Raw genomic sequence first — 21,904 nt, forward strand, 5'->3', positions numbered from 1 at the left:
TAGGAAAAAAATAGCATATAGAGGGATCCTGGCGGCCATGCTGCGAGCCCCCAAGCGACCCCACAGGAGACGCCATGCCAGATACTCCCAACGCCCAGGCCTGCGCGGCCACGATTGACGCCATCGTGGCCGCGCGGCAAGACATGCCGGGCGCATTGCTGCCGATCCTGCACGAGATCCAGGACACGCAGGGCCATATACCGGACGCCGCTGTCCCGGTAATCGCCCGCGCGCTGAACCTGTCGCGCGCCGAGGTGCATGGCGTCATTACCTTCTACCACCACTTTCGCCAGCAGCCGGCCGGCCGCCACGTGATCCAGGTGTGCCGCGCCGAAGCGTGCCAGGCGGTCGGCGCCGAGGCGCTGGCCGAGCATGCCAGGCGGGCGCTTGGCTGCGACTTCCATGAAACCACCGCCGACGGCGCGGTCACGCTGGAGCCGGTGTACTGCCTGGGCCAGTGCGCGTGCGGCCCGGCCGTGATGGTCGGCGAGCGGCTGCACGGCTATGTCGATGCGAAGCGCTTCGATGCGCTGGTGCGGTCGCTGCGCGAAGCGCAGGCCGCCAACGAAACCGCGGAGGTCCAGGCATGAGCGCCGCTGTCAATCCCACCGTCAACACCATCTTCGTGCCGCGCGATTCCACCGCGCTGGCGCTCGGCGCCGATGAAGTCGCCCGCGCGATCGAACGCGAGGCGGCCCGCCGCGGCGAAGCCGTGCGAATCGTCCGCAACGGCTCGCGCGGCATGTTCTGGCTGGAGCCGCTGGTCGAGGTGCAGACCGAAGCGGGGCGCGTGGCCTATGGCCCGGTCAGCGCGGCAGACGTGCCGGCGCTGTTCGACGCGGGCCTGCTGCAGGGCGGCGCGCATGCGCTGGCGCACGGCCTGACCGAAGAGATCCCGTTCCTGAAGAAGCAGGAGCGCCTGACCTTCGCCCGCGTCGGCATCACCGACCCGCTGTCGCTGGACGACTACCGCGCGCACGAAGGCTTTGCCGGCCTGGAGCGCGCGTTGTCGATGGCGCCCGCCGAGATCGTGCAGGAGGTCACCGATTCCGGCCTGCGCGGCCGCGGCGGCGCCGCCTTCCCGACCGGCATCAAGTGGAAGACGGTGCTGGGCGCGCAGTCGGCCATCAAATACATCGTCTGCAATGCCGACGAAGGCGACTCGGGCACGTTCTCCGACCGCATGGTGATGGAAGACGACCCCTTCATGCTGATCGAAGGCATGACCATCGCCGGCCTCGCGGTGGGCGCCGAGCAGGGCTACATCTACTGCCGTTCCGAATACCCCCACGCCATCGCCGTGCTGGAAAGCGCGATTGCCATCGCCAACGCGGCCGGCTGGCTGGGAGACGATCTGCGCGGCAGCGGCAAGCGCTTCCACCTCGAAGTGCGCAAGGGCGCCGGCGCCTATGTCTGCGGCGAGGAAACCGCGCTGCTGGAAAGCCTGGAAGGCAAGCGCGGCGTGGTGCGCGCCAAGCCGCCGCTGCCGGCGCTGGAGGGCTTGTTCGGCAAGCCCACCGTGATCAACAACGTAATCTCGCTGGCCACCGTGCCGGTGATCCTGGCGCGCGGCGCGCAGTACTACCGCGACTACGGCATGGGCCGTTCGCGCGGCACGCTGCCGTTCCAGCTGGCCGGCAATATCAAGCAAGGCGGGCTGGTGGAAAAGGCGTTCGGCGTCACGCTGCGCGAACTGCTGGTTGACTACGGCGGCGGCACCCGCAGCGGCCGCGCCATCCGCGCGGTGCAAGTGGGCGGGCCGCTGGGCGCCTACCTGCCGGAGACGCGCTTCGACGTGCCGCTGGACTACGAGGCCTATGCCGCGTTCGGCGGCGTGGTCGGCCACGGCGGCATCGTGGTGTTCGACGAAACCGTCGACATGGCAAAGCAGGCGCGCTACGCGATGGAGTTCTGCGCGATCGAATCCTGCGGCAAGTGCACGCCGTGCCGGATCGGCTCGACCCGCGGCGTCGAGGTGATGGACCGCATCATCGCCGGCGAGCAACCGCAGGAAAGCGTCATCCGGCACGTGCAACTGGTGCGCGACCTGTGCGACACCATGCTTTACGGCTCGCTCTGCGCCATGGGCGGCATGACGCCGTACCCGGTGCTGTCCGCACTGAATGAATTCCCCGAGGACTTCGGCCTCGCCCCCAATCGGACCACGACGGCGGCCAAGGCTGCATAAGCCGACACAGTCTGACGCCAGAACAGAACACGGGAGACAAAGATGGACTGCCGCGATGTAATCGACTTCGGTACCCCCGCCACCGAATCGACCGAGATGGTCACCCTTGAAGTCGACGGCGTCAGCGTCACCGTGCCCGCCGGCACGTCGGTGATGCGCGCCGCGATGGAAGCCGAGATCGCCGTGCCCAAGCTGTGCGCGACCGACAGCCTCAAGGCCTTCGGCTCGTGCCGCCTGTGCCTGGTCGAGATCGAGGGGCGCCGCGGCTACCCGGCCTCGTGCACCACGCCGGTGGAAGCCGGCATGAAGGTGAAGACGCAGAGCGACAAGCTCGCCGACCTGCGCCGCGGCGTGATGGAGCTGTATATCTCGGACCACCCGCTCGACTGCCTGACCTGCCCGACCAACGGCAACTGCGAGCTGCAGGACATGGCCGGCGTGGTGGGCCTGCGCGAGGTGCGCTACAACGACGGCGGCCCCGAGGCGAAGCCGATTGCCACGCACACGGCTTTGAAGAAGGACGAGTCCAACCCGTACTTCACCTACGACGCGTCCAAGTGCATCGTCTGCAACCGCTGCGTGCGCGCTTGCGAGGAAACGCAAGGCACCTTCGCGCTGACCATCAGCGGCCGCGGGTTTGACTCGCGCGTGTCGCCCGGCACCAGCCAGTCGTTCATGGACTCGGACTGCGTCTCGTGCGGCGCCTGCGTGCAGGCGTGCCCGACCGCGACGCTGACCGAGACCTCGGTCATCAAGCTGGGCCAGGCCTCGCACAGCACCGTCACCACCTGCGCCTACTGCGGCGTGGGCTGCTCGTTCAAGGCGGAGATGAAGGGCAACGAGGTCGTGCGCATGGTGCCGTACAAGGACGGCAAGGCCAACGAAGGCCACGCCTGCGTCAAGGGCCGCTTTGCCTGGGGCTACGCCACGCACAAGGACCGCATCCTCAAGCCGATGATCCGCGCGAAGATCACCGACCCGTGGCGCGAAGTGTCGTGGGAAGAGGCGATCGGCTACGCGGCTTCCGAGTTCAAGCGCATCCAGGCGCAGCACGGCAAGGATTCGATCGGCGGCATCGTATCGTCGCGCTGCACCAACGAAGAGGGCTACCTGGTGCAGAAGCTGGTGCGCGCCGCCTTCGGCAACAACAACGTCGACACCTGCGCGCGCGTGTGCCATTCGCCCACCGGCTATGGCCTGAAGCAGACGCTGGGCGAATCGGCGGGCACGCAGACCTTCAAGTCGGTGGAGAAGGCCGACGTGATCATGGTGATCGGCGCCAACCCGACCGACGGCCACCCGGTGTTTGCGTCGCGCATGAAGAAGCGCCTGCGTGCCGGCGCCAAGCTGATCGTGGTCGACCCGCGCCGGATCGACCTGGTCGACTCGCCGCATATCCGCGCTGATTTCCACCTGCAGCTGCGTCCGGGAACCAACGTCGCGCTGGTGACGTCGCTGGCCCACGTGATCGTCACCGAAGGCCTGCTCAACGAAGCCTTTATCGCCGAACGCTGCGAGGATCGTGCCTTCGGGCAATGGCGCGACTTTGTCGCGCTGCCGGAGAACTCGCCCGAGGCGATGGAATCCGTCACCGGCATTCCAGCCGACCAGCTGCGCGCTGCCGCGCGCCTGTATGCCACCGGCGGCAACGCCGCGATCTATTACGGCCTGGGCGTCACCGAGCATGCGCAGGGTTCCACCACCGTGATGGGCATCGCCAACCTGGCCATGGCCACCGGCAATATCGGCCGCGAGGGCGTGGGCGTGAATCCGCTGCGCGGGCAGAACAACGTGCAGGGCTCGTGCGATATCGGCTCGTTCCCGCATGAGCTGCCTGGCTATCGCCACGTGTCGGACTCGACCGTGCGCGGCATGTTCGAGGCCGCGTGGAATGTCGAGATCAGCCCCGAGCCGGGCCTGCGCATTCCCAACATGTTCGAGGCCGCGCTTGGTGGCAGCTTCAAGGGCCTTTACTGCCAGGGCGAGGACATCGTCCAGTCGGATCCGAACACGCAGCACGTGTCCGCGGCGCTCTCGTCGATGGAATGCATCGTGGTGCAGGACATCTTCCTGAACGAGACCGCCAAGTACGCGCACGTGTTCCTGCCGGGTTCGTCGTTCCTGGAGAAGGACGGCACCTTCACCAATGCCGAACGCCGCATCTCGCGCGTGCGCAAGGTGATGCCGCCCAAGGCCGGCTACGCCGACTGGGAAGCCACCATCCTGCTGGCCAACGCGCTCGGCTACCCGATGGACTACACCCACCCGTCGCAGATCATGGACGAGATCGCGCGCCTGACGCCGACGTTCTCCGGCGTCAGCTACAAGCGGCTCGACGAGCTGGGCAGCATCCAGTGGCCGTGCAACGCCGACGCGCCGGAAGGCACGCCGACCATGCACATCGACGCCTTCGTGCGCGGCAAGGGCAAGTTCATCATCACCAAGTACGTGCCGACCACCGAGAAGATCACGCGCGCCTTCCCGCTGATCCTGACCACCGGGCGCATCCTGTCGCAGTACAACGTGGGCGCGCAGACGCGGCGCACCGACAACGTCTACTGGCACGCCGAGGACCGGCTGGAAATCCATCCGCACGACGCGGAAGAGCGCGGCATCAAGGACGGCGACTGGGTCGGCGTGCAGAGCCGCGCGGGCGATACGGTGCTGCGGGCCATCGTCAGCGAGCGCATGCAGCCGGGCGTGGTCTACACCACCTTCCACTTCCCGGAATCCGGCGCCAACGTGATCACCACCGACAACTCGGACTGGGCCACCAACTGCCCGGAATACAAGGTCACCGCGGTGCAGGTGATGCCGGTGGCGCAACCGTCGGCGTGGCAGCAGCAGTACCAGGACTTCAACACGCAGCAGCTGCAGTTGCTGGAAGCCGCCAGCGCGGATCCGGCACAAACCGCGGCGCAGGCGGCGAACTAAGCGGAGGGCGACATCATGATGCGCTGCATGCAGTCACCGCAGGCCGATCCAGTGGCGCTGGACGAGATGCCGACCCACAGCACCTTTGCCGTCAGCCGCTGGCGGCAGGGCGAAATCTCGCTCAGCCCCGACGAGGTGGCCGAGGAGGTACCGGTCGCGCTGGAATACAACGGCATCTCGCATGCGGTGATGCTGGCCACGCCGGCCGACCTGGAAGACTTCGCGCTCGGTTTCAGCCTGAGCGAAGGCATCGTGCCGACGGCGCGCGATGTCTATGACATCGAAGTCGACACGCGCGAGCACGGCATCGCGGTGCGGCTGGAAATTGCCTCGGAAGCGTTCATGCAGCTGAAGGAGCGCCGCCGCTCGCTGGCGGGGCGCACCGGTTGCGGACTGTGCGGGACGGAATCGCTGGAGCAGGTGATGCGCACCCCGGCACCGGTGCGCAGCGACGGCAGCTTCCATACCGACGTGATCCAGGCCGCGTTCGTGCAGCTCCAGCTGCGCCAGGCACTGCAGCGCCACACCGGCGCCACGCATGCCGCCGCGTGGCTGCGCGCCGATGGCCACGTATCGCTGGTGCGCGAAGACGTGGGCCGCCACAACGCCCTCGACAAGCTGGCCGGCGCGCTGGCGCGCAGCGGCGAGGACATCTCCACGGGCGCCGTGCTGGTCACCAGCCGCGCCAGCTATGAAATGGTGCTCAAGACCGCCGCCATCGGCGCCGGCGTACTGGCGGCAGTGTCGGCGCCGACGGCGCTGGCGGTGCGGCTGGCGGAGCAGACCAATATCACGCTGGCCGGGTTCGTGCGCGCCGGCGCGCACGTGGTCTATGCCCATCCACAACGCCTGCAACACGGCCTGCAACACGAAGCGAGCCTCGTATGAACGTCGACAACCTGATCACCATGGCCAACCAGATCGGCAGCTTCTTCGAGGCGATGCCTGATCGCGAGGAGGCGGTTTCCGATATCGCCGGGCATATCAAGCGCTTCTGGGAACCGCGCATGCGCAGGGCGTTGCTGGGACACGTCGACGGCGAATCCGGCGTGGGGCTGGATGCGATCGTACAGGAGGCGCTGGCGCGGCACCGGAGCGTGTTGGAATAGGGTTGCTTGCCGCAGACGGGCCGCAAAGTTCTGCGTGAATGCGCTGTCGACGTCTGCATAGACCTTGAGCTTCTTCCCGCCCGTCAGGCATCACTTCAGGCGCAAGGGCTCCAGCAAGGCACCGTCATATTCGGGATGCGAAATCCTGCCCAGCTCCAGCATGCGCCGCAGGATATAGACCTGCCGCTGCCGCGCCCGGCGAGGGTTGGCGACCGGGTTGTTCGCCGAGGGAGCCTTGGGCAGGCCGGCCAGCATCGCGGATTCGGCCAGCGACAGTTGCGCCAGCGGCTTGCCGAAATAGGTCTGCGCCGCATCGGCGAAGCCATACGCGCCCTGGCCGAGATAGATCTTGTTCAGGTACAGCTCGAGGATTTCGTCCTTGCTCAGCGCGTCCTCGATCCGGTACGACAGCAGCACCTCGTACAGCTTGCGCGTATAGGTCTTGTCGCGCGACAGGTAGAAGTTGCGCGCCACCTGCATGGTGATGGTCGAAGCGCCCTGCGACAGGTCGTCGGACAGGTTGGCGACGCCCGCGCGGATCACGCCGACGTAGTCGATGCCGTCATGCACGTAGAAGCGCTCGTCCTCGATCGCCACCACGGCGTCGATCAGCCCGCGCGGATAGCGCGACAGCGGGACATAGTAAGCGCTGCGGCGAAAATCCGCCAGCGCGTCGAGCGACGGCAATTGCCGCTGGAGGGCGAGGATGGCAACGGTGGCAAGCAGCGCGCCGCCGACCACGGCGAGCACCAGCAGCCTGACGAAGGCGGACCAGAGGCTTTTCATGCCGCGTATTGTGCCAGCCGCGGGCGGCGGGGGGCGAGTTCCTGCTGTCCCTTGCCGTACCTATGGCCGGCGGCTGGCAGCACCGCGGCGGTCAGCCCTTCGGCACCGGCACGCCTACCGCCTGCGCCAGCTGTTCCAGGTTGCGCCAGATCGCGGGATTGATGTCGAGGGCATCGGCCGCACGCTCGCGGTTGGCCGCCTCGAACTCGCCGGGATACTGCACCCGGTCGAAGCCCGGGGCCGTCGGCGTGTCGTGCAGGTATTTGACGAAGGCCTCCACCTCGGCGCTTTCCCAGCTCAGGCCGAGGTCCAGTTCGGGATTGACCAGCACCGCGAACATATTGTTGGTGGCCACGCCGCCGCGCGGGTTTTCCGGCTGGATGGTGCCGCCGCCCGACAGCACGCCCGCCAGCAGTTCCGCCACCACGCCCAGCGCATAGCCCTTGTGCAGGCCGAACGGCAGCAGCGCGCCGGGATCCTCGCCGAACATGGTCGAGGCGTCGGTGGTGGGATTGCCTTCGGCATCGATGATGCTGTTCTCCGGCGCGGCTTCGCCTTTCTCCGCCAGCACGCGCGCCTTGTTGATGGCGATCGCGCTGGTGGCCATGTCGACCACGATCGGCGGGCGGCCGTTCGGCATGGGGCCGGCGAAACACAGCGGGTTGGTGGTCAGGCGCGCGACGCGGCCGCCGTACGGTGCCACCACCGGCGGGCGGTTGGTTACGTTGGTGAAGCTCAGCAGCACGAAGCCGGCCGCCGCCACCAGCTCGCCGTAGTGCCCCATGCGGCCGAGGTGGTGCGAATGGCGCAGCGTGACGATGCAATGGCCGTGCTCGCGTACGCGCCCGATGGCCGCCTGCATCACGGTCTTGCCCACGTGCTGGCCGAAGCCGCGATGGCCGTCGAACACCATCAGCGAGCCCCGGTCCAGCGCGCAGGTGGCGCGGCCATCAATGTTGACGTTGTCGGTCTCGATGGCCTTGCGGTAGTTGGGCAGGATCGAGATGCCGTGGCTGGCGTAGCCGCAGCGGTCGGCTTCGACCAGGTGCTCGGCGACGTCGTCGGCGATGTCTTCGGGTACCGACTGCGCCACCAGCAGGTCGCGCGCGAAACGGCGGGCGGAATCCAGGGAAAGTCTCATCGTGGCCTCCGTCATGGCCTCTTACACCCAGCCCAGCCAGCGCCAGTAGGTGGCCGCAAACAGCAGCATCAGGCCATAGCCGACGATGGTGACCGGGATGCCGATGCGCGCGAACTGGCGGCCGTTGAAGGTCTCGGTGCCCAGGCACACCATGTTCTGCGGGGCGTTGATCGGCAGGATAAAGCCGAAGCTCACGGTAAAGCCCAGCAGCATGGTCAGGCCGACGCGGTTGATGTCGCCGGGCAGGGTCTGCAGCACCGAGATCAGGATCGGCAGCAGCGCCGCGGTCAGCGCGGTGGCGCTGGCAAAGCCCAGGTGGATCAGGATCAGGAACGCCGCCAGGATCGCGAACACCATCACCGCGCCCTGCGTGGCCAGGCCCGAATGCGTCACCACGAACTCGCCCAGCCACTGGCCGGCCTTGGTGGACAGCAGCGCGGTGCCAAGGCTGATGCCGACGCCGAACACGATCAGCGTGCCCCACGGCGTGCGCTGCTGCATGGTCTTCCAGTCCATCACGCCGATGCGCGGCAGCATCAGGATCACCAGCCCGACAAAGGTCACCGTGGCGGTGTCGAAGCTGTGCAGCTTGCCTTCGGTGGCCCAGAACAGCAGCAGGCCGATCGACACCGCGGCCAGGCGCTTCTGCGGGCCGGTCATCGGGCCCAGTCCGGACAGCTCGCGCTGCACCGCTTCCTTGCCGCCGGGAATGGCGTCGGTCTCGGGCGGCAGCAGCCAGCGCACCAGGAAGTACAGCACCACCGACATGACGATCGCCCACGGCGCGCCGGCGATCAGCCATTGCAGCCAGGTGATGCGCTCGCCCAGCAGCTTGTCCATGAAGCCCACCGTCAGCAGGTTCTGTGCGGCGGCGGTCTGGATGCCGACGTTCCAGATGCTGGTCGCCTGCGCCACCGTGATCATGATGCCGGCGGCGATATTGGATTTCTTGTCGACGCCGAACGCGGCGATCACGCCCATCATGATCGGCACCACGCAGGCGCTGCGCGCGGTGGCGCTGGGCACCACCAGGCTCAGCGCGATGGTGACGGCGATCGTGCCGACCAGGATGCGGCGCGTGCTGGTGCCGATCGCCGACAGCGTCACCAGCGCGATGCGCCGGTCCAGCCCGGTCACGGTCATGGCCGCGGAGATGAACAGCGCGGCGGCCACCAGCGCCAGCGCGGTGTTGGAGAAGCCGGCCAGCGCCATGCCCAGCGCGCGGGAGGTGCCGTATTGCACGCTGGGGTCGTTGACCGTTGGCGCGAAGCCGATCAGGCCCGCCATCAGCGAGGTGATCATGATCGCGCTGGCCTCGTACGAGACCGCCTCGGTGATCCACACCACGATGGCGAAGGCAAGGATGGCCAGCATGCGCTGGCCGGCAATGGTCAGGCCTTCGGGCTGCGGGATCGCGAGTACGCCGAGCAGCACCGCGACGGCGACGAACAGGCCCCAGTGCAGCGTCATCCTGGGCGCGGTGGCGCTGGCGGTTGCAGCGGTCGGGGGCGCCGTGGGCGGAGTGGGGGTGGCCGGGGAGGCCGGGGAGGCCGGGGAGGCAGGTGAAGCGTGAGAGGTATCGGGCATCGCCGTCATCCTTGTGTTGATGATCCTCGTCGAATACCTCGACACGGCGTGCTGGCGATCGGTGCACAAGCCGGCAACTGCACCGGCGGTGGCATTGTCGGTCGCGAGGCGGCATCCGCGTCGGGCTTGCTCCGGCGGCCGGGCTTCTGGCCTGGCCGTTGCGTTCGACATGATAGGAATTGTCCGAGCCGGTAGGGGTGATGTCGAGGCTCCAAAGCGCCTCATTGGGCCTTATTGCGCCGACAATGATTCAGATCAAGTTTTGCTTCGGACGACGAAATCCTGCGGCGGATTCGTGATCCCATCTGTAAAGGCAGGCGCCACAAGGCCTGGCGGCTGATGCGGCGGACGCGTCGCCACAGCCGGCCAGCCAGGTGATGCATGCGTCAGGGTGATCTGAAATAATTGGAGCCGATGATGAAGGTTTTGGTGCGCGGACTGAAGGCAGGACTCAGCGCAGCGGCGCTGCGCAAGGCACTGGCGCAATACGCCAGCATCCGCTCGGTCGAGCTGGTCGACGCCGGCGACCCGAAGCGCCCGTGGGCCTGGGTCGATATCGACGCCGGCGCGCTGGCGGTGTGGAAGCTGGTGGCGCGGCTGGACCGGCGCTATATCGCGGGCTCCCACCTGCGCTGGTATGTGCCGGCGTACCGCGGCCGCTGAGGTTGGGCGCCCGACCTCAGCCACTGACGGCTGCCGGGTCCGCATCGATAAGAACAGTCAGGGAGCAATAATGAACAAGTGGTTCCACCGGGCATTTCCGCATGCCCACACGGTCGTGTCGCCCGGGCCGGCGGCATTGGACGGCATGATCGGCGACGCCGGGCTGGCATTCGACACCATCAGCAATGCCCGCGACCTCGGCGGCCTGCGCGGCGCGTCCGGACGCCGCGTTCGCAGCGGCCGGCTGTATCGCAGCGGCAACCCGGCGCTGGCCAGCGCGGCCGACCTGGACCGGCTGCATGCGCTCGGCCTCGACATGGTGGTCGATTTCCGCTCCCCCGGCGAGAAGTCGCCGGACGAGGCCGGCTTCGGTGCGCGCTTCAACTGGGTGGCGGTGCCGGTGCTCGATGGCAGCATGGCAATGGACGTGCTGATGCCGCGCCTGCGCGCCAGCACGCCGGCGCAGATCGACGGCTTCATGCTCGAGGTCTACCGCGATTTCCCGGTGCGCTACCGCGACGCCTTCGGCGGCTTCATGCAGACCGCGCAGGAGGGGAAGACGCTGCTGTTCCACTGCACCGCGGGCAAGGACCGCACCGGCTTTGCCTCGTTGCTGCTGCTGTCGGCGCTGGGCGTGGCGCAGGACGACATCCTCGCCAACTACCTGGAATCGAACCAGCGCAATGCCCGCTTCAACGAGACCGCGCTGGCGCGCATGGCGCGGCTGGGCGTGAGCGCCGAGGCCATGATGCCGCTGCTCGAGGTCCGTGCCAGCTATCTCGATGCCTCGCTGCAGGCGATCGAGCAGGGCTGGGGCAGCGTCGACAACTACCTGGCCGACGCGCTCGGCGTCGACGTCGCGCGGCTGCGCGCGCACTACCTCGAAGACTGACGCGCCGGAACGGCCCGCAGCGGTTGCGCCCGGTGTCAGGAATACTGCATCGCGCAAGTGCGCCGGGCCGCATAGGCGACGATTCGGACTGCAGGATGACAGGTGGAATTGGCGCGCCTGCATCCGGCAGGCGTAGCCATCGCCACACCTCCGGCGCCTTGCGGCGGGCAGCGCCGGCTGCTAGGCTTAATCCTGGTTGCAGTGCAACATGCGCCACTCCGGCCTGCGCCGCCAGCGCGCAACGCCCGCAAGCGGCGCCAACTGGGGGAAGTGGAATGACCGCACGCATAGCCGCCGTTCCGCCCGAGCAAGACACCGGCACCGCCACGCATCCATCCGACGATGGCGCCAATCCATTCGCAGCGTCGGGCCAGCCGGCGCTGGAATACCTCGCCGATGTTTGGCAGCGTTACGTGCTGCTGCTCGCGGACAATCCCTTCCTGACGCTGGAGAAGGCCGTGTCGGCGCAGATCGTCACGCGGCGCCCCAGGCTGCCGACAGCACAGGCAAGCCGGCTTCGCGCGCTTCGGCGCAGCGCAAGGCCGCGCCGCGGCCTGGCAGCTGACCCGTGCGCGGAGTGACCCGCTTCAGTCATCCTATTCCACCCAGTCCAGCTTGAAGTCTTCCCCCGGAGGCATCGATGGTCAACTTATCCAACCCGCCGCTCGCCGGTTCCCGTGTGCTGGTGGCCGGCGTCGCCAATGACGGCTCGATCGCGTGGGGCTGCGCCAGGGCCTTCCACGAGCTCGGCGCGCAGATCGCCATGACGTACCTGAACGACAAGGCATATCCGCACGTCGCGCCGCTGGCCGAGGCCGTGCAGGCGCCGATCCTGATGCCGCTGAACGTGGAAGACCACGAGCAGATGCGCGCGCTGTTCGCGCGCATCGAAGCGGTATGGGGCGGGCTCGATGCGGTGGTCCACTCGATCGCCTTCGCGCCGAAGGAAGACCTGCAGGGCGGGCTGCTCAACTCCTCCGCGGAAGGCTTCGCGCGCGCCATGGACGTCTCGTGCCATTCGTTCATCCGCATGGCACGGCTGGCCGCGCCGCTGATGCACAACGGCGGCACGCTGTTCGCGATGAGCTATGAAGGCGCCAACCGCGTGGTCCCCAACTATGACCTGATGGGGCCGGTCAAGGCCGCGCTGGAAGCCAGCTGCCGCTACCTGGCGCATGAACTGGGGCCACAGGGCATCCGCGTGCATGCGATCTCGCCCGGGCCGCTGAAGACGCGCGCAGCGTCTGGGCTGAAGGACTTCGACCAGATGCTGGCCGATGCCGCTGGGCGCGCCCCGCTGGGCGAGGTGGTCGACATCATGGACGTGGGCTTTGCCACGGCGTACCTGGCCACGCCGTACGCGCGGCGGATTTCGGGCAATACGGTGTACGTCGATGGCGGCGTGCACATCATGGCGTAGCGGAGCGGGCGTGCAGGTGCTGATCCTGGAAACGGGATTGGGATTACCATAGCCGCGTTTGCCACTCTGTCACGGCACCGGTTCGCGGTGCCGGCTACTCATGCTTGAACTCCAGGGAGCCATCTGGTTCCGCTCCGGCTCGCAGGACTGGGGCGGCAAGGACCGCATCGCGCTGCTCGCCGCCATCGGCGAGCACGGCTCGATCACCGCCGCCGCGCGTGCGGTCGGCATCAGCTACAAGGCTGCGTGGGACGCCATCGACCTGATGAACAACAGCGCCGGCGAAGCGCTGGTGGTGCGTGCCGCCGGCGGCAAGGGCGGCGGCGGCACGCGCCTGACGGCGCGGGGCGAGCAACTGATCCACACCTACCGCGCGCTCGAGGACGAACACCGGCGCTTTGTCGCGCAGCTGTCGCGCCTCGGCGAGGGCGCTGCCGACGATATCCACCTGATGAGGCGAATGATGATCAAGACCAGCGCGCGCAACAAGCTGTTCGGCCGCGTCGCCAGCGTGCGTGGCGGCGCGGTCAACGACGAGGTGGTGCTGGCGCTGCCGGGCGGCCAGCAGATCGTGGCGACGATCACGCATGAAAGCGTCGAGACGCTGGGGCTGGCTGCGGGCGTGGAAGCGTTCGCGCTGATCAAGGCGTCTTCGGTGCTGGTTGGGTTGCCCGATCCGGGCGTGCGGCTGTCGGCGCGCAACCAGCTGCCGGGCGTGGTGTCGCGCGTGATGCCGGGCGCGGTCAATGCGGAGGTGGTGATCGAACTGGACGGCGGCGGCACGATCGCCGCGATCGTTACCAATGGCAGCGTCGAGACGCTGGGCCTGGCGGCGGGTGTGCCGGCGGTGGCGGTGTTCAAGGCGTCCAGCGTGATCCTGGGGGTGGTGGGGTAATGCAGAAAGGCCTGTTGCGCGCTCAGGCCACGCGCGCCGACACCGGCGCGTAGACCGGCGCATGGTGGCGGCTGTCGCCGCTGCCGAAGATGCGGCCTTCGCGGATCTCGAGCACATGGTCGCCCAGCGCTTCGACATCGGCGGGATCGTGCGAGATCACCAGCATCGGCACTTCCAGGCTTGCCTGCAGCGTGCGCAACTCGGCGCGCATGCGGGCGCGCAGGGCGGGATCGAGCGCCGAGAACGGTTCGTCGAGCAGCACGATATCGGGCTGCGCCACCAGCGCGCGCGCCAGCGCCACGCGCTGCTTTTGCCCGCCGGAGATCTCGGCGGGATAGTTGCCGACGATCTCGTCCAGCCCGAAGGCATCGATCCAGCGCCGCGCTTCCGGCGGGATCGCGCCGCGGCGCGGGTTGCGCCAGCCGCGCGCCAGCCCGAAGGCGACGTTCTGGCCCACGGTCAGGTGCGGGAACAGCGCGTATTCCTGGAACAGGTAGGCCACGCGGCGTTCCTGCGGGCGGACGTCGATGCCCGCTTCGCTGTCGAACAGCGTGCGCCCGTTCAGCTCGATGCGGCCGCTGTCGGGCGCGAGCAGCCCGGCGATGGCGCGCAGCGTCAGGCTCTTGCCGGCGCCGGACGGCCCGAACAGCGCGATGCGGCGGCTGTCGGAGTCGAAATCGATATCAAGCGAAAACTGACGGTCGGCCGACACCATCTGCTTGCGGATGCTGACATGCATGCCCATGGCGTTCCTCAGCGCGCGGCACGCGGGCGCAGGCGCCGGCGTTCATACACTTCGGCGGGATTGCGCGCCGCAGCGGGCACCAGCCGGCCGGCGACCACCAGCAGCAGCACGCAGGTGACCGAGGTCACCAGCACCAGCAGGTTGGCGGTGTTGTCGTCGCCGGCCTGCACGGCCTCGTAGATCGCCACCGACAGCGTCTGCGTGCGCCCGGGCAGGTTGCCGGCGATCATCAGCGTGGCGCCGAACTCGCCCAGCGCGCGCGCAAAGGCCAGCAGCACGCCGGCGATGATGCCGCGCGCCGCCAGCGGCAGCGTCACGCGGAAGAAGATGCCGGATTCGGAAACACCCAGCACGCGCGCGGCGTTTTCCAGTTGATGATCGACCCCTTCGAAGGCGGCGCGGGCCGACTTGAGCACCAGCGGGAAGGCGACGATGGTCGAGGCCAGCACCGCGCCGTGCCAGGTGAAGACCAGCTCGATGCCGAGGCTGGACAGCCACTCGCCAAACACGCCGCGCCGGCCCACCAGCACCAGCAGGTAGTAGCCGAGCACGGTCGGCGGCAGCACCAGCGGCAGCGTCAGCACCGCGTCGACCACGTCGCGCAGCGGCGAGCGCCAGCGCGCCAGCGCATACGCCGCGCCGACGCCGAGCACGGCGTTCAGCGCCGTGGCCCAGCCCGCGACCTTCAGCGACAACAGCAGCGGGACCCAGACGGCATCCATGGCGTGGCGGAAATCAGGGCTTCTGGAAGCCGTAGCGCGACAGGATCGCCTGGCCTTGCGGCGACGCCACGAAGTGGACGAACTGCGCCGCTTCCTTCTGCTGGCGGGTCTGGCTGGTGATGGCGATGGGGTAGGTCACCGGGGTGCGGCTCGGCACGCGCACGGCGACCTTGACCTTGTCCGGCATCACGGTGGCGTCGGTGGCAAAGACGAAGCCGGCCTCGACCTCGCCGCGCGCTACGTAGTCCAGGCTCTGGCGTACGTTCTGCGCCGGCACGCCCTTGGCGGCGACCGCGTCCCACAACCCGGCCGCTTCCAGCGCGCCGCGGGTGTAGCGGCCGACCGGCACCGAGGCCGGGTTGCCATAGGCGATGCGCTTCACTTCCGGCCGCCTCAGGTCCTGCAGCGAGCCGATGTTCAGCTTGCTGTCCGATGGCACGATCAGCACCACCTCGTTGGCGGCGAAATTGCGGCGCGTGGCATGAGCAATCACCTTCTCGGTCTCGGCCTTGTTCATCGCTTCCTGGTCGGCCGAGGCGAACACATCGGCCGGCGCGCCCTTGACGATCTGCTGCATCAGCACGTCGGACGCACCGAAGTTCAGTACCACCTTGGTTCCGGGATGGGCGCGCTCGTACGACTCGGCCAGCGACCTGAAGGCGTTGGTCAGGCTGGCCGCGGCGGACACCACCAGGTCGGCGCCGAAAGCCGGCCCGGCGGGCAGGGCCAGCGCCACGGCGGCCAGCATGGCACCGACGGCGCCGGCAAGAACGGAGCGGCGCCCGGTGCGGGCGGAGCGGAACGCGGACATGGGAATCCTCGGCGAAGCGGCCAGAAAAGCTGGCGCTGGGATGGGTGGACTGTCAGGCGCAATATACGTCCGTATATAGCGGTGCGTCAATGATGCGCCATGACCACCGGCATGGGTATTCCGGCAGCCGCAAGTGCGGTATCAGGATCTGCGAATGAGCCCCGCGGCGAGGAAGTGCCAGGGCTGGCGCCGTTGCGGCGCCAGCTTGTCCGGCTTCAGGCCGGCGGGTTGCCTTCCTTGAACAAGGACTTCAACTGAGCGCGCAGCTCAGGGGTGTCCTGGTGCTGGTGCACCGCGACCGCGTGCTGGACCGCGGCTTCGAGCAGTTCGTCTTCAGTGTCGGCGCTCATCGCAACCGTGCAGCCGATGTCGCTCGGGTATTCGCGGCAATCGATAAACTTGCGTCCCATGGTGCCTCCTGTCACCGGCCGCGCGGCCGGCGTATCCAGTATAGGCAGGGGGACCGGCCACTACAGCACCGGCGTCAGCACCTTGCCATCGGCCAGGAACGCATCGAGATTCTGCAGCGTCAGCGCGGTCATCGCGGCGCGGGTCTCGTGCGTGCCGCTGGCCATGTGCGGCGCGAGCACGACGTTGTCGAGCGCCTGCAGCGCGGCCGGCACGTTGGGCTCGTCGCGGAACACATCGAGGCCGGCGCCGCCCAGGCGTCCTTCGGCCAGCGCCGCCACCAGCGCGTCTTCGTCGATCACGCTGCCGCGCGAGACATTGATGAGGATGCCCCTGGGCCCGAGCGCGTCGATGATCTCGCGCGACACCAGCCCGGCGGTTTCCGGGCCGCCCACGCAGGTCACCACCAGGAAGTCGGACCACGCGGCCAGCGCCTTCAGGTCGGCCTCGAAGCGCCATGGCGCGCCGTCGCGCGGGCGGCGGTTGTTGTAGGCGATCTCCATGTCGAAGCCCTGCGCGCGCCGCGCCACGATCTCGCCGATGCGGCCCAGCCCGAGGATGCCGAGCTTTTTGCCCGAGACCCGCGTCGTCAACGGAAAGCCGCCCTGCGGCCAGCGCCCGGCCCGGACGAAGCGGTCGCCGTGGGCGATGCCGCGCGCCGCGTCGAGCAGCAGCCCGAAAGCCAGGTCGGCGACGCAGTCGTTGAGCACGTCGGGCGTGTTGCTGACCTGGATGCCGCGCGCGCGGGCGGCATCCAGTGCGATCGAGTCGTAGCCCACGCCGAAGCTGACGATGGCCTGCAGCGCCGGCAGCGCGTCGATCAGCGCGGCGCTGCAGCCATGGCGCGCCGAGGTCACCACCACGCGCACTTGCTGGCCATGCTCGCGCGCCCACGCCAGCGCATCGCCCTGCTGCCACAGCGCGATGGCGCCGTACTGTTGCTGGAGCGTGGCATTGGTCTGGGGCGCGAGCGGGCCGACCTGGAGGATCTGGGAAGCGGACATGAGGGGTAGCGGTAGCGGCGGAGGGAGCAGAGATGGTAGCGCAAGCCCCCGCGTCGTGCCGGCCACCACACAGCCGCTGCCGCCCCGGCGCGCGAGCAACTTTGTGCGATGTTCGTGCGGCGGCAGGTTATGCTGCGGCATCCCGTATCTTTCCTGAAGAACACACCGCCATGAAAACCATCTACCTGGCCGGCTTCGACGTCTTCCGCAAGGACGCCATCGCCTGGGGCGAGCAACTCAAGTTGCTGTGCGCGGCGCATGGCTTCACCGGGCTCTATCCACTCGACAAGGCGGCGCCGGCAGGCCTGTCGGCGCCAGACGCGGCGCGCTGGATCTATGACGCGAATATCGCGCTGCTGCGCCGCGCGGACATGGTGATGGCCAACCTCGACGATTTCCGCGGGCCGGGCGAGCCGGACTCGGGCACGGCCTTCGAGGTGGGGTTTGCGGTGGCGCTGCAGAAGCCGGTATGGGGCTACAGCGCGGACCTGGGAACGGTGCGCGATCGCGCCACGGTGGTGACCGACGCGGAAGGCCGGCCGCTGGATGCACGCGGGTTTGTGGTGGAGGATTTCGGCTTGCCCGTGAACCTGATGCTGGCGTGCCCGGTGAGGCTGGTGCGGGGCGGGGCGGCGGAATGCCTGGCGGCGATGGCCGAGGCCATCCACCGGCGCGCTGCGGAGGCGGCTGCGCGGCGCGAGCGGGATGCCGCGGTGTGGGGGGATGACTGAGGGCGTTTTTTCTACCGCTGGTTTGCTTCCCTTGCTCTCCCGCTGAGGGGACGCTGAGGGGAGAGGGAGAACACCTTGCTTAGGCCAGATCTCGCGGCTTGGGCGCACCTTCCTTCCGGCAAGCTCCGTCGCGTTCGGTTTATCGCCTTAGCGCCTCCACCCCTGCCGCAATATCCTTCGCCGTGCTTGCCACGATCTCCCGGTAAGCCGCCACCACGCCATCGACCTCGCCGGGCGCGGACAACTCCGCCTGCGTGCGGCCGCTGACCACCTTGCCGTCCGGCAACCGCCGCACGGTCCAGTTGATCGTGGCGCCGGCGCGCTGTCCGACATCCGCGTCGAGCCGCAGTACTTCCGTCGTGATCCGATACAGCGGCTGCACGTCCGACAGCCCCTGCTGGTAGGTATCGACCGCGCCCAGCGTGGCCTGCAGGCGCTGTGACAGCGCATCGCGCAACTCATCCGGCAGCGGCGACGACCAGCGCGCCAGGTCGAGCAGGCGCAGGCTGGCGTCATTGCCGCCGTCGCGCACCACCAGCTGCGGCCGGTTGAGGCGCTCCGGCACGCGTACCGGCGCGACTTCCAGCCACAGCGTGCTGGTCGACGGCGCCGGCGTCGCCGCCGGCAGCGTGGCGACGCCTGCAGGCCCCTGGGCCAGCGTGTAGTAGCGCGGCTCCGGCGAGGCGCAACCGGCCAGCACGGCGGCGCCCAGTGTGCTGGCAATGGCGCCGGCAATGGCGCAGCGGGCAAGCACGGCGGCAGGTGCGGAGGTTGGGGGATGGCGCTTCATCAGTCTTTCTCCAGCTTGCCGCGCAGCAGCGCTTCGGGATGGCGTTCGAGGTAATCGGTCAACGTGCGCAGCGACGTGGCGGTGCGCGTCAGTTCCTGCAGCATGCGGCGCGTGTCCTGCTGCAGCGGCGCATCCGACGCCAGCGTGCCGTTGGCCGCGGTCAGCGTCTTGCGCGCGTCCTGCAGCGCCGCCAGCACCTGCGGCGCGACGTCGCCGTTGAGCTGCTGCACCAGCTGGTCGGCGGTGTTGAGCGTCTTGTTCAGGCTTGCCACCGTGGTGCGCAGGTCCTGGCCGATCTGGTCGAACGGGATCTTGTCGATGCGGTTGACGATATCGCCGACCTGCGCCTGCAGCTGGTCGAAGGTGCCCGGCGTGGTGGCGAACTCGGGGATCGGCGCATCCAGGTCGACCTTGGCGGGCGGCGCCTTCGGGAAGAAGTCGAGCGCCACATACAGCTGGCCTGTCAGCAGGTTGCCGGTGCGCAGCTGCGCACGCATGCCGCGCTTGAGCAGGCCCTCGATGATCTGCCGGGCGCGCGCGCGGTCTTCCACGTCGCGTTCGCGGAAGCCCATGCGCGACGGGTACAGCTCGACCACCACCGGCATGCGGAAGGCCTTCTTGTCGCGCTGGTATTCGATGCCGATCGAGCGCACCTGGCCCACGATCACGCCGCGGAAGTCCACCGGCGCGCCCGGCGACAGGCCGCGCACGGACTGGTCGAAGTTGAGCACGGCCAGCGTCGGCGCCAGTTCCTCGGGCTCCTTCATCGCCTCGGACTGGTCGGCGGCCAGCAGGAATTGCGTGTTTTCCGCGGCGGCATCGGTGGCGGTGGTACGCTCCGGCGCCTGGAACGCAACGCCGCCCAGCAGCACCGTCACCAGTGATTGCGTCGACAGCTTGAGGCCGCCGGCATCGAGCTTGAGGTCGACGCCGCTGGCATGCCAGAAGCGCGTATCGGCGGTGACCAGCTTGTCATAGGGCTTGTTGACGAACACCCTCAGCGTGATGTCGCGCCCGTTGGGCTCCAGCTGGTAGGCCACCACCTGGCCTACCAGCACGCGGCGGTAGTAGACCGGCGAACCGATGTCGAGCGAGCCCAGCTCGGAGGCGCGCAGCACGAACTGCTTGCCGGATGCGTCGGTGGTCACCACCGGCGGCACTTCCAGTCCCTTGAATTCGTGTGTGGTCTCGCCGGACTTGCCGGCATCGACACCGATATAGGCGCCGGACAGCAGCGTCTCCAGCCCCGACACGCCGCTGGCGGCGAAGCGCGGGCGCACCACCCAGAAGCGCGTGTCAGCCACGGCGAAGTTTTCGGCGTCCTTGGTCAGGTCGATCGACGCGATCACATGCGAACGGTCGCGCGCGAGCCGCACCGACTTGACCAGGCCGATATCGACGTCCTTGTAGCGCACCGCGGTCTTGCCCGGCGTCAGGCCCTCGGCGGTGCGGAAGCTGACGGTGATCTCCGGCCCGCGCGAGGCCAGCGTGTGCACCAGCAGCGACACGCCGACGACCGCCGCGACGATCGGGATCAGCCACACCAGCGATGGCAGCCAGCGCGCGCGGCGCCGGCGCTCGGGCCGCGGCAGGCCGGGAGGGCCGGGCGGGGCGGCGGGATCAGGCGGATGTTGTTCAGTGTCGGGCATTGTCGTCTTCCAGCGAATCCCACAGCAGGCGCGGATCGAAACTGAGCGAGGCCAGCATGGTCAGCACCACGACCGCGCCGAAGGCCAGCGCGCCGCCGCCCGGGATGATGGTGGCCAGCGCCCCGGCCCGCACCAGCGAGGCCAGCAGCGCCACCACGAAAATATCGAGCATCGACCAGCGGCCGATCACTTCCACCAGCCCGTACAGCCGGGTCTGCTGCCGGATGCGCCAGGTCGCGCGGAAATGCACCGACAGCAGCAGGAAGGTAAGGATCAGCATCTTCAGCAGCGGCACGATGATGCTGGCGATCAGCACCAGCACCGCCAGCATGTGCGAGCCGGACAGCCACAGGTAGATCACGCCGGACAGGATGGTGTCCCGCTGGGTGCCGAGGATCGACTGTGTGACCATCACCGGCAGCATGTTGGCCGGGATGTACAGGATAAAGGCAGCCAGCAGGAAGGCCCAGGTGCGTGCCAGGCTGTCCGGCTTGCGGTGGTGCAGCGTGGCGCCGCAGCGCGGGCAGGGCTCGCCTTCCAGCGTGCGCGGGCTGACCAGGTCGCAGGCGTGGCAGGAGAGCAGGCCCAGGCGGCCGGCGGTGGGCACCTGCGGCAGCGGCGTGCGTTCGTCGTCGTCGGTGAGTTCGGCCACCACTTCGCGCGCGAGCCGGCGCGGGTGCGCCAGGCGGTCGGGGCGCGAAGGCCGTGGCGGTTGTGGCGGGAGCGCGTTCGTCATTGGCCGCCCTCGCCGGACCCGCCTGTCGCGCCCTCATCGTCCGGCGTCTCCAGGTAGCGCCACAGGTCGCGCGGGTCGAACGACAGCATCGCCGCCAGCACGATCACCAGCGCGGAGAACGACCACAGCGCGATGCCGGGCAGCACGCGCGCCATCGTGGACAGCTTCACAAGCGTGACCAGCACGCCGATCATGAAGACCTCGATCATGCCCCATGGCCGCGTCTGGCGGATGCCGCGCACGATGCGGTCGAAGCCCAGGGGCATGCGGTGCTGCGCCATCGGCACCAGCAGGTAGATCATCATCAGCAGCTCGGACAGCGGGAACAATATGGTGGTGGCGAACACCAGCGCCGCCACCAGCGCCATGTGGTCTTCATACAGCGCGTGCACCGCGCCCAGCAGCGTGGTTTGCGTGCGCACCCCCTTGAGGTCCATCTCGACGATGGGGTAGGCGTTGGAAACCAGGAACAGGATCAGCGCGGTGACCACCAGCGGCAGCAGGCGCCGGTAATGGCGGCGGCTCTCGCGGTACAGCTCGCCGCCGCAGCGCAGGCACAGCGCGCGCTCGCCGGGCGAGATCGGGGTGCGCTCGTAGACCGCATCGCAGTATTCGCACGCCACCAGCCGGTGCAGCGCGGCGGGCGAGGTATCGGGCAAGGCGGGTGCGGGGGCGTTGTCTGGACCTGCCATC

At 68.5% G+C, this 21,904-nt stretch carries 23 protein-coding genes; 11 read left to right on the forward strand and 12 right to left on the reverse strand.

Going from position 1 to position 21,904, the window contains the following annotated elements; genetic code table 11:
• Positions 1-74: 74 nt before the first annotated feature.
• The 5 genes from E0W60_RS13795 to E0W60_RS13815 are packed head-to-tail and all read left to right on the forward strand — an operon-like array spanning position 75 to position 6,231.
• On the forward strand, positions 75-590 hold the full coding sequence (locus tag E0W60_RS13795; protein WP_135704625.1) for a formate dehydrogenase subunit gamma: 516 nt from the start codon (positions 75-77) through the stop codon (positions 588-590).
• Positions 587-2,188, forward strand: coding sequence for a formate dehydrogenase beta subunit (locus E0W60_RS13800; RefSeq protein ID WP_135704626.1), 1,602 nt, complete (start codon positions 587-589; stop codon positions 2,186-2,188). Before E0W60_RS13795 ends, E0W60_RS13800 begins: the two co-directional genes overlap by 4 nt.
• Positions 2,189-2,230: 42 nt before the next feature.
• Complete coding sequence (gene fdhF, locus E0W60_RS13805; protein ID WP_135704628.1) at positions 2,231-5,122, forward strand: formate dehydrogenase subunit alpha; 2,892 nt, start codon at positions 2,231-2,233, stop codon at positions 5,120-5,122.
• Between the two features lie 15 nt (positions 5,123-5,137).
• Positions 5,138-6,010, forward strand: a complete 873-nt coding sequence (gene fdhD, locus E0W60_RS13810; RefSeq protein ID WP_135704630.1) for a formate dehydrogenase accessory sulfurtransferase FdhD — start codon at positions 5,138-5,140, stop codon at positions 6,008-6,010.
• Entirely contained in the window at positions 6,007-6,231 is a 225-nt protein-coding gene (locus E0W60_RS13815) for a formate dehydrogenase subunit delta (RefSeq protein ID WP_133093879.1), read from the forward strand. Before fdhD ends, E0W60_RS13815 begins: the two co-directional genes overlap by 4 nt.
• Positions 6,232-6,321: 90 nt before the next feature.
• Here E0W60_RS13815 and E0W60_RS13820 read toward each other — a convergent pair whose 3' ends face one another.
• The 3 genes from E0W60_RS13820 to E0W60_RS13830 form a co-directional block, all read right to left on the reverse strand.
• Positions 6,322-7,017: a transglycosylase domain-containing protein gene (locus E0W60_RS13820; protein WP_135704631.1), complete on the reverse strand. Its 696-nt coding sequence runs from the start codon at positions 7,015-7,017 to the stop codon at positions 6,322-6,324.
• Positions 7,018-7,108: 91 nt separating this feature from the next.
• Positions 7,109-8,158, reverse strand: a complete 1,050-nt coding sequence (locus E0W60_RS13825) for an Ldh family oxidoreductase (protein ID WP_135704633.1) — start codon at positions 8,156-8,158, stop codon at positions 7,109-7,111.
• A 21-nt stretch (positions 8,159-8,179) separates the two neighbouring features.
• Positions 8,180-9,628, reverse strand: coding sequence for a DASS family sodium-coupled anion symporter (locus E0W60_RS13830; protein WP_240745979.1), 1,449 nt, complete (start codon positions 9,626-9,628; stop codon positions 8,180-8,182).
• Between the two features lie 534 nt (positions 9,629-10,162).
• Between E0W60_RS13830 and E0W60_RS13835 the strand changes: the two genes are divergently transcribed.
• The 5 genes from E0W60_RS13835 to E0W60_RS13855 all read left to right on the forward strand — a co-directional run bounded on the left by E0W60_RS13835 (position 10,163) and on the right by E0W60_RS13855 (position 13,615).
• Entirely contained in the window at positions 10,163-10,408 is a 246-nt protein-coding gene (locus tag E0W60_RS13835) for an RNA-binding protein (RefSeq protein ID WP_133094218.1), read from the forward strand.
• Between the two features lie 70 nt (positions 10,409-10,478).
• Positions 10,479-11,300 (forward strand): tyrosine-protein phosphatase, encoded by an 822-nt coding sequence (locus tag E0W60_RS13840; protein WP_133093883.1) that lies wholly within the window; start codon positions 10,479-10,481, stop codon positions 11,298-11,300.
• Between the two features lie 275 nt (positions 11,301-11,575).
• Positions 11,576-11,881: a hypothetical protein gene (locus E0W60_RS13845; RefSeq protein WP_135704637.1), complete on the forward strand. Its 306-nt coding sequence runs from the start codon at positions 11,576-11,578 to the stop codon at positions 11,879-11,881.
• A gap of 59 nt (positions 11,882-11,940) precedes the next feature.
• Positions 11,941-12,720, forward strand: coding sequence for an enoyl-ACP reductase FabI (gene fabI / locus E0W60_RS13850; protein ID WP_133093885.1), 780 nt, complete (start codon positions 11,941-11,943; stop codon positions 12,718-12,720).
• A 100-nt stretch (positions 12,721-12,820) separates the two neighbouring features.
• Positions 12,821-13,615 (forward strand): TOBE domain-containing protein, encoded by a 795-nt coding sequence (locus E0W60_RS13855; protein WP_135704639.1) that lies wholly within the window; start codon positions 12,821-12,823, stop codon positions 13,613-13,615.
• A gap of 22 nt (positions 13,616-13,637) precedes the next feature.
• Here the strand turns inward: E0W60_RS13855 and E0W60_RS13860 are convergent, their stop codons facing one another.
• The 5 genes from E0W60_RS13860 to E0W60_RS13880 form a co-directional block, all read right to left on the reverse strand.
• Entirely contained in the window at positions 13,638-14,360 is a 723-nt protein-coding gene (locus E0W60_RS13860; protein ID WP_133093887.1) for an ATP-binding cassette domain-containing protein, read from the reverse strand.
• A gap of 8 nt (positions 14,361-14,368) precedes the next feature.
• Positions 14,369-15,082, reverse strand: a complete 714-nt coding sequence (modB, locus tag E0W60_RS13865; RefSeq protein ID WP_135704641.1) for a molybdate ABC transporter permease subunit — start codon at positions 15,080-15,082, stop codon at positions 14,369-14,371.
• A gap of 13 nt (positions 15,083-15,095) precedes the next feature.
• The gene (gene modA / locus E0W60_RS13870) at positions 15,096-15,893 is read right to left on the reverse strand and encodes a molybdate ABC transporter substrate-binding protein (protein WP_135704643.1); all 798 of its coding nucleotides are present in this window, start codon (positions 15,891-15,893) and stop codon (positions 15,096-15,098) included.
• 215 nt (positions 15,894-16,108) lie between these two features.
• Positions 16,109-16,303 (reverse strand): DUF1059 domain-containing protein, encoded by a 195-nt coding sequence (locus E0W60_RS13875; protein ID WP_133093890.1) that lies wholly within the window; start codon positions 16,301-16,303, stop codon positions 16,109-16,111.
• 60 nt (positions 16,304-16,363) lie between these two features.
• Complete coding sequence (locus tag E0W60_RS13880; protein WP_135704645.1) at positions 16,364-17,305, reverse strand: 2-hydroxyacid dehydrogenase; 942 nt, start codon at positions 17,303-17,305, stop codon at positions 16,364-16,366.
• A 170-nt stretch (positions 17,306-17,475) separates the two neighbouring features.
• On the opposite strand from E0W60_RS13880, the gene E0W60_RS13885 reads away from it, so the two are divergent.
• Positions 17,476-18,036: a nucleoside 2-deoxyribosyltransferase gene (locus E0W60_RS13885; protein ID WP_135704647.1), complete on the forward strand. Its 561-nt coding sequence runs from the start codon at positions 17,476-17,478 to the stop codon at positions 18,034-18,036.
• A gap of 139 nt (positions 18,037-18,175) precedes the next feature.
• Here E0W60_RS13885 and E0W60_RS13890 read toward each other — a convergent pair whose 3' ends face one another.
• From E0W60_RS13890 to E0W60_RS13905, 4 genes are read right to left on the reverse strand one after another with little or no spacing between them, the layout of a single operon-like run.
• Positions 18,176-18,826 carry a PqiC family protein gene (locus tag E0W60_RS13890; protein ID WP_240745928.1) on the reverse strand — a complete coding sequence of 217 codons (651 nt, stop codon included), beginning with the start codon at positions 18,824-18,826 and terminating at the stop codon, positions 18,176-18,178.
• Positions 18,826-20,475 (reverse strand): intermembrane transport protein PqiB, encoded by a 1,650-nt coding sequence (locus tag E0W60_RS13895; protein ID WP_135704649.1) that lies wholly within the window; start codon positions 20,473-20,475, stop codon positions 18,826-18,828. Before E0W60_RS13895 ends, E0W60_RS13890 begins: the two co-directional genes overlap by 1 nt.
• Positions 20,462-21,211, reverse strand: a complete 750-nt coding sequence (locus tag E0W60_RS13900; protein ID WP_133093894.1) for a paraquat-inducible protein A — start codon at positions 21,209-21,211, stop codon at positions 20,462-20,464. The genes E0W60_RS13895 and E0W60_RS13900 overlap by 14 nt, the downstream gene beginning before the upstream one ends.
• A complete protein-coding gene (locus tag E0W60_RS13905) occupies positions 21,208-21,903 on the reverse strand; it encodes a paraquat-inducible protein A (protein WP_133093895.1) in 696 nt (231 codons plus the stop codon). The genes E0W60_RS13900 and E0W60_RS13905 overlap by 4 nt, the downstream gene beginning before the upstream one ends.
• Position 21,904: the final 1 nt, after the last annotated feature.

It is taken from the genome of Cupriavidus oxalaticus (assembly GCF_004768545.1).
GTDB classification, from domain to species: domain Bacteria; phylum Pseudomonadota; class Gammaproteobacteria; order Burkholderiales; family Burkholderiaceae; genus Cupriavidus; species Cupriavidus oxalaticus_A.

Excerpts from the sequence above, each read along its gene's own strand:
- modB (WP_135704641.1), bottom strand. The coding sequence starts at position 15,082 with ATGGATGCCGTCTGGGTCCCGCTGCTGTTGTCGCTGAAGGTCGCGGGC.
- E0W60_RS13845 (WP_135704637.1), top strand. The coding sequence starts at position 11,576 with ATGACCGCACGCATAGCCGCCGTTCCGCCCGAGCAAGACACCGGCACC.
- E0W60_RS13900 (WP_133093894.1), bottom strand. The coding sequence starts at position 21,211 with ATGACGAACGCGCTCCCGCCACAACCGCCACGGCCTTCGCGCCCCGAC.
- E0W60_RS13820 (WP_135704631.1), bottom strand. The coding sequence starts at position 7,017 with ATGAAAAGCCTCTGGTCCGCCTTCGTCAGGCTGCTGGTGCTCGCCGTG.
- E0W60_RS13875 (WP_133093890.1), bottom strand. The coding sequence starts at position 16,303 with ATGGGACGCAAGTTTATCGATTGCCGCGAATACCCGAGCGACATCGGC.
- fabI (WP_133093885.1), top strand. The coding sequence starts at position 11,941 with ATGGTCAACTTATCCAACCCGCCGCTCGCCGGTTCCCGTGTGCTGGTG.
- E0W60_RS13860 (WP_133093887.1), bottom strand. The coding sequence starts at position 14,360 with ATGGGCATGCATGTCAGCATCCGCAAGCAGATGGTGTCGGCCGACCGT.
- E0W60_RS13885 (WP_135704647.1), top strand. The coding sequence starts at position 17,476 with ATGAAAACCATCTACCTGGCCGGCTTCGACGTCTTCCGCAAGGACGCC.
- E0W60_RS13905 (WP_133093895.1), bottom strand. The coding sequence starts at position 21,903 with ATGGCAGGTCCAGACAACGCCCCCGCACCCGCCTTGCCCGATACCTCG.
- modA (WP_135704643.1), bottom strand. The coding sequence starts at position 15,893 with ATGTCCGCGTTCCGCTCCGCCCGCACCGGGCGCCGCTCCGTTCTTGCC.
- E0W60_RS13800 (WP_135704626.1), top strand. The coding sequence starts at position 587 with ATGAGCGCCGCTGTCAATCCCACCGTCAACACCATCTTCGTGCCGCGC.
- E0W60_RS13830 (WP_240745979.1), bottom strand. The coding sequence starts at position 9,628 with ATGACGCTGCACTGGGGCCTGTTCGTCGCCGTCGCGGTGCTGCTCGGC.
- E0W60_RS13835 (WP_133094218.1), top strand. The coding sequence starts at position 10,163 with ATGAAGGTTTTGGTGCGCGGACTGAAGGCAGGACTCAGCGCAGCGGCG.
- E0W60_RS13880 (WP_135704645.1), bottom strand. The coding sequence starts at position 17,305 with ATGTCCGCTTCCCAGATCCTCCAGGTCGGCCCGCTCGCGCCCCAGACC.
- E0W60_RS13855 (WP_135704639.1), top strand. The coding sequence starts at position 12,821 with ATGCTTGAACTCCAGGGAGCCATCTGGTTCCGCTCCGGCTCGCAGGAC.
- E0W60_RS13840 (WP_133093883.1), top strand. The coding sequence starts at position 10,479 with ATGAACAAGTGGTTCCACCGGGCATTTCCGCATGCCCACACGGTCGTG.
- fdhF (WP_135704628.1), top strand. The coding sequence starts at position 2,231 with ATGGACTGCCGCGATGTAATCGACTTCGGTACCCCCGCCACCGAATCG.
- E0W60_RS13825 (WP_135704633.1), bottom strand. The coding sequence starts at position 8,158 with ATGAGACTTTCCCTGGATTCCGCCCGCCGTTTCGCGCGCGACCTGCTG.
- E0W60_RS13890 (WP_240745928.1), bottom strand. The coding sequence starts at position 18,826 with ATGAAGCGCCATCCCCCAACCTCCGCACCTGCCGCCGTGCTTGCCCGC.
- E0W60_RS13895 (WP_135704649.1), bottom strand. The coding sequence starts at position 20,475 with ATGCCCGACACTGAACAACATCCGCCTGATCCCGCCGCCCCGCCCGGC.
- fdhD (WP_135704630.1), top strand. The coding sequence starts at position 5,138 with ATGATGCGCTGCATGCAGTCACCGCAGGCCGATCCAGTGGCGCTGGAC.
- E0W60_RS13795 (WP_135704625.1), top strand. The coding sequence starts at position 75 with ATGCCAGATACTCCCAACGCCCAGGCCTGCGCGGCCACGATTGACGCC.
- E0W60_RS13815 (WP_133093879.1), top strand. The coding sequence starts at position 6,007 with ATGAACGTCGACAACCTGATCACCATGGCCAACCAGATCGGCAGCTTC.